General features: G+C 46.6%; 2 protein-coding genes. Both read right to left on the bottom strand.

All coding sequences use genetic code 11. From position 1 onward, the window contains the following. Positions 1-433: 433 nt before the first annotated feature. On the bottom strand, positions 434-4,507 hold the full coding sequence (locus QUB16_RS27065) for an amino acid adenylation domain-containing protein (protein WP_333320944.1): 4,074 nt from the start codon (positions 4,505-4,507) through the stop codon (positions 434-436). Between the two features lie 37 nt (positions 4,508-4,544). After that, positions 4,545-7,738 (bottom strand): amino acid adenylation domain-containing protein (locus QUB16_RS27060; protein WP_333320942.1); only part of this gene is annotated, 3,194 nt, incomplete at its 5' end.

The following is a 7,738-nucleotide window of genomic DNA, read 5'->3' as shown; positions in this document are numbered from 1 at the left end:
CGATCGCTGGCCACTTTTGGGCTAGCTTTACTGTTTCTTTTATTCATAACCGGCGTGCGACGCCGGTGGAACGCTCTGAAGAGGACTGAGAAGAAGATTTTTAGGCGTTGGTGATTCTGGCGTATGAATCAACTTTTCGCTTGATGTTACAAAACTCACCATACTTGGCTTATAGCAATTCCGAAATCTTCCATTCATACCTGTATTCAGCAACGCCGATTTTTAAACTCATTAGTCCTCTTCAGAGGACTTTAGCTATTAGCCAGGGAATTCATTCCCTGGCGGACTGGCGGACTGGCAAATCGTCGGCTTAAGTTGACACTCCTTGGGCTCTTGGAGTGTCCCTTTTGTCCTCTTCAAACTCTGAGGACTTTAGTCCTCACTACAAACGCGATAAAGATTATTTTATTCGACGCATAAGCACGCGGGCTCCTCAATCACTTAATTCCTCCTCAAAGCAATGCTTCAGCTTTTGAGCCAGTACCTCAACGTTAGGCTTTCTCAACATAGTAAGATGATTCCCAGGAACTCTAATCACCTCTACTTTTTCCGTCGTTAATTCGCTCCAGCCAAGAGTCGGATCTTGATGATTCATGCTTAGCTTTTCCCTCGATCTAAACAGAGTAATTCGCTGCGGATAAATTTTCGGTACATAGCTGAGAGTTGCTTGACTATTAGCCTGAAATACAGTAAACATCGAGGGGATTGCCAGCTCGCGCCAGCTTCTTTCTTTTGACTCCTGAGATAGGATGCTAACCATAACAGCCTGTTTCCAATTCCAGCGATGCCAAAAATTAGCTACAAAATTAAGCATCTTATTTAATTTCGGAAATTTGGCAAAAATACCGCGACTTTGAACATTTTCCGCAGCAGCCACCAAGCGAAAATAATCTACTATAAAAGGCCAGATAGAGCGCGAAACAGTAGTCAGAATAAACTTGCAACCGTCCCAAAAAGAAGGTTTGTTAGCAGAAACCGGCGCTAAAGTATCCAGCACAGCAAGCAAAGCCACTTCATCCCCCGCTGCGAGCAACTGTTGAGCCATCTCAAAAGCAACCAAACCTCCAAAAGACCAGCCTCCTAAAAAATAAGGCCCTTTTGGTTGAACGGTACGCAAGGCTGCGATGTAGTCAGCCGCCATGTCTTCAATGCTAGTTAACGGAGAACTTTCGCCGTCAATACCCTTTGGTTGCAGCCCGTAAAACGGTTGATTTTCTCCTAGCTGAAATGCTAACTCGACATAAGGAAATATCACGCCAAAGATGGGATGGACGCAGAAGAACGGGGGATTTTTACCGCGAGGCTTAATTGCAACTAAAGGCGACCATTCCAGAGATTTTGTTTCTAAAGATAGCGAATCGGCTAAACCTTCAATTGTGGGATTTAAAAAAAGAGCAGATAGCGGCAACTCGCGCTCAAATTGCTGGTTAATCTCATTGATGAGGCGGATTGCTAGCAGGGAATCTCCACCCAAATCGAAGAAGTTATCGCCAATGCCAACGCACTCTGCGTTGAGGATTTGGGCCCAAATTTGGGCGAGGGTTGACTCGGTTGGTGTGCGAGGTGCAATGCAGCTTTTATCTATTGAATTGCTAGTTAGAGTTCCCGGTGCAGGTAGGCGCAGGCGGTCGATTTTGCCATTGGGAGTTAGGGGCAGAAAATCCATCGCCACAAAAGCACTGGGAATCATGTAATTGGGCAGTTGTTGTTTGAGGAAATTACGCATTTCCACAGGATTAATCGTCTGATTGTGATTGGGGACGACATAAGCAACTAGGCGTTTGTTGCCCGACAAATCATCCACAGCAACCGCCGCTGTTTCTTTGACTGCTGGATGCTGCACCAGCAGCGCTTCAATTTCTCCCAATTCTATTCGATAACCGCGAATTTTTACCTGTTCGTCAGTGCGGCCTAAAAACTCAATATTGCCGTCGGGAAAATAGCGAGCTAAGTCACCAGTTTTATAAATTCGTTCTCCTGCTTTCTGGCTAAAGGGATTAGCAATAAATCGCTGGGCGGTTAATTCGGGGCGGTTCAGGTAGCCTCGCGCCAATCCGCTGCCGCCGATGTACAATTCACCGGGAATTCCAACGGGTACAGGCTGTAAATTTTTATCTAAAATATAGAGTTGAGTGTTAGCTATTGGGCGGCCGATTGGCGGTTTTTTGGGTGAAGCGAAGCTATCCCGCAGGGAATCGCTAATTTCGGCCAAACTTGACCAGACTGTCGCTTCTGTAGGGCCGTAAGCGTTAAAAAATCTGCGCCGGGAAGCCCAGCGTTTAACGATCTCCGGGGAACAAGATTCGCCAGCACAGATGATTGTTTGCAGGGCGGGAAGTTCGGCGTTTGGAAGGACAGCTAGCAGCGAGGGCGGGAGGGTAGCGTGGGTAATAGCATTGTCCTGCAAAAATTGAATTAATGTTTGTCCGGGCAACAAAGATTCTTTCTTGGCACAGTAAAGTGTTGCTCCGCTTCCCAAGGCCATGACAATCTCAAAGATTGAGGCATCAAAACTCAGGGAGGCGAATTGCAAAATGCGGTGATTTGAGTTTAAGTTAAAAGCTTCTATTTGAGCTAGGGCTAAGTTGTAGAGTCCCCGATGTTCGATTAAAACGCCTTTGGGTTTTCCGGTTGAACCCGATGTGTAAATGACGTAGGCTAGGTTTTCTGGTATGATATTTGTAGTTGGGTTTTCTGGGCTTTGTCGGGCGATAATTTCTCTGTCGGAGTCCAAACACACTACTGAAAAAAGTCCGTAATTTTCCGGCTGCGTCAAGTTTTTTGCTAAGTGCTGCTGAGTTACCAAAATCGACACCTGAGCATCTTCTAACATGAAGTTAAGGCGCTCTTGAGGATAAGTTGGATCTAAAGGCAGGTAGGCTGCGCCTGCTTTGATAATGCCTAGCAATCCGACGATCGCATCTAAGGAACGTTCTACACAAAGGCCCACTAAAACTTCTGGTGCTGCTCCCAATTGCTGCAAGTAACGTGCAAGTTGGTTGGCTCTGCTGTTGAGTTGGCCGTAGGTTAACTGCTGGTTTTCAAAGACGGCGGCGACAGCATCGGGCGCGAGCTCTACTCGCTCTTCAAATAGCTGATGGAAACACTGGTTTTGCGGATAATCTCTCTGAGTGTCATTCCAATCGATTAATAATTGCTGGTATTCTGGCGCTGTCAGCAAAGCTAAGTCGCTGAGGTGCTGTTTCGGATTGGCAACAATGGCTTCAAGCAGCGTTTGGAAATGTCCCGCCATCCGCGCAATTGTGCCGCTATCAAATAAGTCTGTGCTGTAGACAAATTGCCCTTGAATACTTCCTGCATCTTCCCACAAGTGGCACTCTAAATCTAGCTTGGCGGTTCCCGCGTCAAAGTCGATCGCCTCTCCAACGATTCCGGGCAATTCTAGCGCTGCTACAGGAGTGTTTTGCAGGCTGAAACTAACTTGAAATAGGGGGTTGCGGCTCAACTCGCGATCGGGGTGTAATTCCTCAACCAACTTCTCGAAGGGCAAATCTTGGTGGGCGTAGGCTGCCATTGCGACGTTTTTTACCCGATGCAATAGTTCCTGAAAAGTTGGATTTCCTGATAAATCTGCACGCAGCACTAAACTGTTGACAAAAAAACCGATTAATGCTTCTATTTCGCTCTGGTTGCGATTGGCGATCGGCGTTCCTACTGCAATATCTACTTGTCCGGTATAGCGGTACAGCAAAGTTTGAAAAGCAGCTAGTAGAGTGATAAATAAAGTCGCGCTTTCTTGCTGGCTCAATGACTTTAGCGCCTCGCTCAAAGCAGGTGATAATGTTATAAATTGTTTAGCACCGCGGTAGGATGGAACCGCTGGTCTTTGCCTGTCTGTTGGTAGATTGAGTGTGGTAATTCCGTTTAACTGCTGCCGCCAATAAGCTAACTGCGTTTCTAATACTTCGCCCTGCAACCATTGGTGCTGCCACTCTGCAAAGTCGGCGTACTGCACGGGCAGTGCTGGTAAGTGGGAGCTCCCATTTTTTACAAATGCTGTGTAGAGCGTTCCCAGCTCTCGAATTAGCACTCCAATCGACCAACCATCAGCCACAATATGATGTAAATTCAGCAACAATATATGTTCTGTTTCACTGAGTTGTAACAGCGTTACTTTAAATAACGGCCCGGCGGCTAAATCGAAAGGGCATTGTGCTGCATCGGTTGCGAGTTGCAGCGCTGCGGTTTCCTGCTGATTGGGCGAGAGATTTTGTAAGTCGATTGTGGGGAGGGATACAGTTAAAATGGGAGCAATAACTTGTACGAGTTCCCCTTCCAAAAGCGTAAAAGTGGTGCGTAAAGTTTCGTGCCGCTGCACAATTTCGTTGAAGGTTTGCTCTAAGGATCTTAAGTTGAGGCAACCTGTTAAGCGGAGCGCTGTTGAGACATTGTAGAAAGGATTGCCCGGTGCTAATTGATTGAGGAACCAAAGCCGCTGCTGAGCAAATGAGGCCGGGAAGACGAAAACTTCTGTTTCTTGCTGCATATTTATCGAAATTGCACCCGTTCTACCGCCCTAATTTTTATTTAATTTCTTGATTAAAAGATGATAGCTTCCTGCGCCGACTGTCCCGAGAAAGCGCCACTAAAGCAGGAGCTTTAATTTTAGCATCGCTCTCTTTTAAACTCTCCACAATCTTAGATAATTCTCCGATTGTCGGTGCTTCAAAAACGCGGCGCAAAGGCAACTCTATCGCGAAAGCATCTCGCACTCTAGAAACAAGCTGAGTCGCCAGCAGCGAATGGCCTCCCAATTCAAAGAAATTGTCCCGGATACCCACTCGCTTTATCCCCAAAACCTCAGCCCAAATTTTCACTAAAACTTCCTCAATAGAAGTATGAGGCGCAACATAACCGTTAGCCCATTCTAACTTAATCGGCTCCGGTACAGGCAAAGCGAGCCGATCGACCTTTCCGTTAGCCGTCACCGGTAGCGACTCCAGCACCACAAAAGCCGACGGAATCATATATTCCGGCAGTTTTTCTGCTAGATAAGCCTGCAACTGCGGCACTAATTTACGCGCTGCTTTAGCTTGTAAGGGATTGTTAGCATAAGAGCGCCAAGGACGCAAGTTATCGCTTCTAGTTTCTCGCACAAAATCTCTGGTTTTTCCCCGTGCAAACACTACATCGTAGCGCCCTTGACTGTCGGAATTAGACCAACTAATATTAACATTATACGGAACTTCCAAAGCATACCACGCTTCGGGATCTACTCCTAAATCCTCGATTTTTTCCACGGCTTTCTGCAACTGACCTGCTGTTGGAAATTTATCGACAACAAACAGCAATTCTGCCGCTTTCACCGCAGCAGTTACCCGCGCATTAGGCACATTAGCAATTCTTAAAACATCGAGTTGATTTTGCAATAATATTTGTTCCACATTGGTAACAGTCAGATTCTGATTTTTAGCCGACCAATCCAGCAGTTTTGATCCCCCCTGCCCCCCTTGTGCCGGGGATTGGGGGCAGGGCGGTTTCATTCTCGGTAGGGGCAATCCCCCTGTGGTTGCCCCCATGTCCCAAACGCCTGTGAAATCGTCTGTGGGTGGGGGCGGGCACGGGGGCACCGCCCCTACAAAAGCCTGATTTTCGTGAGAATGAAACCGCCCTGGGGATTGGGGGGGATCTGTTTCCGACGCAATATGCAGAATAGCATTGTACCGAAAATCAGTTAACTCATTGTGATAACTACCGCGAATTAATTGAATCTCTACGCCGCCAATCTGCGGAAAGCGGTGCTTTAATGCGCTAAAAAAATCTGGATCGATAACTAACTCTGTTTCTTGAAAAATTTGCATTTGTACTCGCTGCTGCAACTGTTCGCCCGCGAGAGAAGGTTCGGCTTGATACAGTTGTACCGAAGCGTGAAAAGCTGCCAGCAACGGCAAGCTGCGGACATCTCCGATGAATATAAAGCCGCCGGGAGCAGTTGCTTTCACAGCACCTTCTAGCACTTGCACGAGATAGTCGATATTCGGGAAATATTGCACGACAGAGTTGAGAATCACTGCGTCAAAAGCTGCTGTCTCTACTCCTTCAAAGTCTGTCGCCATTTTCTGAAGCAGCGTTACATTAGCTAACTGTTGATTTGCCAAGTGCTGCTGAATATAGTTGAGCGAAATAGGTGAAAAGTCTGTTCCGCAATATTGAGTGCAGCGAGAGGCAATTTGGAACAGCAACAAACCTGTGCCGCAGCCAATTTCTAACACTCGGCTAGGCTGCAAAGCTAAAATTTGGGCGGCTTGATTTTTCGCCCAGTCGCGCATCTGTTCTGCTGGGATTGGCTGATTAGTATAGCTGCTATTCCAGCCGACAATATTAAATGTTGGATCTGAGTCAACAGCAGGTTGATTGTAAGTTTCATTGTAGAGCATTTGCCACTGCAAAACCTGTTCGTCCTGCAATTGCATTATTTGGTTTTTTTCGCTGGCACTGCTATATTCAGGATTCAGGGCAATATAAGCTACTAAACGTTTATCTCCCTGTCCATCTTCCGAAGCTATTGCTACAGTTTGCTGCACGGCCGGATGTTGAGTTAATACTGTCTCGATTTCTCCTAATTCGATGCGGAAACCGCGAATTTTTACTTGTTCGTCAATGCGTCCTAAAAATTCCAGGTTGCGATCGCCTCTGTAGCGCACTAAGTCGCCGGTTTTGTAAATTCGCTCTCCTGAATTTTGTTTAAACTCAGATGTTGTACCATTATCTAGAACAGGCAAGATGCCTGTTCCACAAAGAGTGGGGTGGGCATCATTATCAAGAACAGGCAAGATGCCTGTTCCACAAAGAGTGGGGTGGGCATTATTATCGAGAACAGGCAAGATGCCTGTTCCACAATAAAATTCATCTCTTGTGGAACAGGCATCTTGCCTGTTCCTAAACAAGTCATTGAGAATGGTGTCTGAATTTGATTTAAAAGGATTGGAAATAAAGCGTTCTGCGGTTAAATCGGGGCGGTTGAGGTAGCCGCGAGCGAGTCCGTTTCCGCCAATGTACAATTCGCCAACAACCCCCATTGGTACGGGCTGCAAATATTTGTCTAATATGTAGATTTGAGCGTTAGCAATGGGGCGGCCAATTGTCGGGGCGATGTCTGTTTGCTCTGTTACAGGAATATAACCGGAAGTTGTGACGACGGTGTTCTCGGTTGGGCCGTAATTATTTACTAGCTTAAATGGATGGGATTTTAAAGGATGTTGTTGCAGTTTTTCGCCGCCTGTGAGCAAGATTCGCAACGCTGTTGTTTGAGGCCAATCTAATAGCAAAACTTTCTCGGCTAAAGGTGTTGGCAAAAAGCTAATTGTGATGGCTTTTGATACTAACCAGTTTTGCAGTTTTTCAGGATCTCGCCTGATGTCATCTTCTGGAAAGTAGATGCTAGCTCCCGCGGCGAGATAAGGCCAAATTTCCCACCCGCAAGCATCAAAGCCGATCGCTGCAATTTGCGTTGCTCGATCGCCCGCTGACACCCCAAACTCTCTTTGATGCCAAAAAACGAGATTTAACAAGCTCCCGTGCTCAATTTCAACTCCTTTCGGCTTTCCCGTCGATCCGGAGGTGTAAATCGCGTAAGCCCGATTTTCGGCTGTGGCTGCGCTGGTTGGATTGTCGGCGATTTCTTGGGAAATCATCTCCCAGTCTGTGTCTAGAAAAACAACCCTTGGATGGTGAATTTTATCATCTGACTGTGTTTCTAAATTTTGCACTTCGCCAT

It is taken from the genome of Microcoleus sp. D3_18a_C4 (assembly GCF_036702415.1).
Classification (GTDB): domain Bacteria; phylum Cyanobacteriota; class Cyanobacteriia; order Cyanobacteriales; family Microcoleaceae; genus Microcoleus.
Note: the sequence above shows the minus strand (reverse complement) of the source record. Positions and strands in the feature narration are given on the sequence as shown.

Excerpts from the sequence above, each read along its gene's own strand:
- QUB16_RS27065 (WP_333320944.1), bottom strand. The coding sequence starts at position 4,507 with ATGCAGCAAGAAACAGAAGTTTTCGTCTTCCCGGCCTCATTTGCTCAG.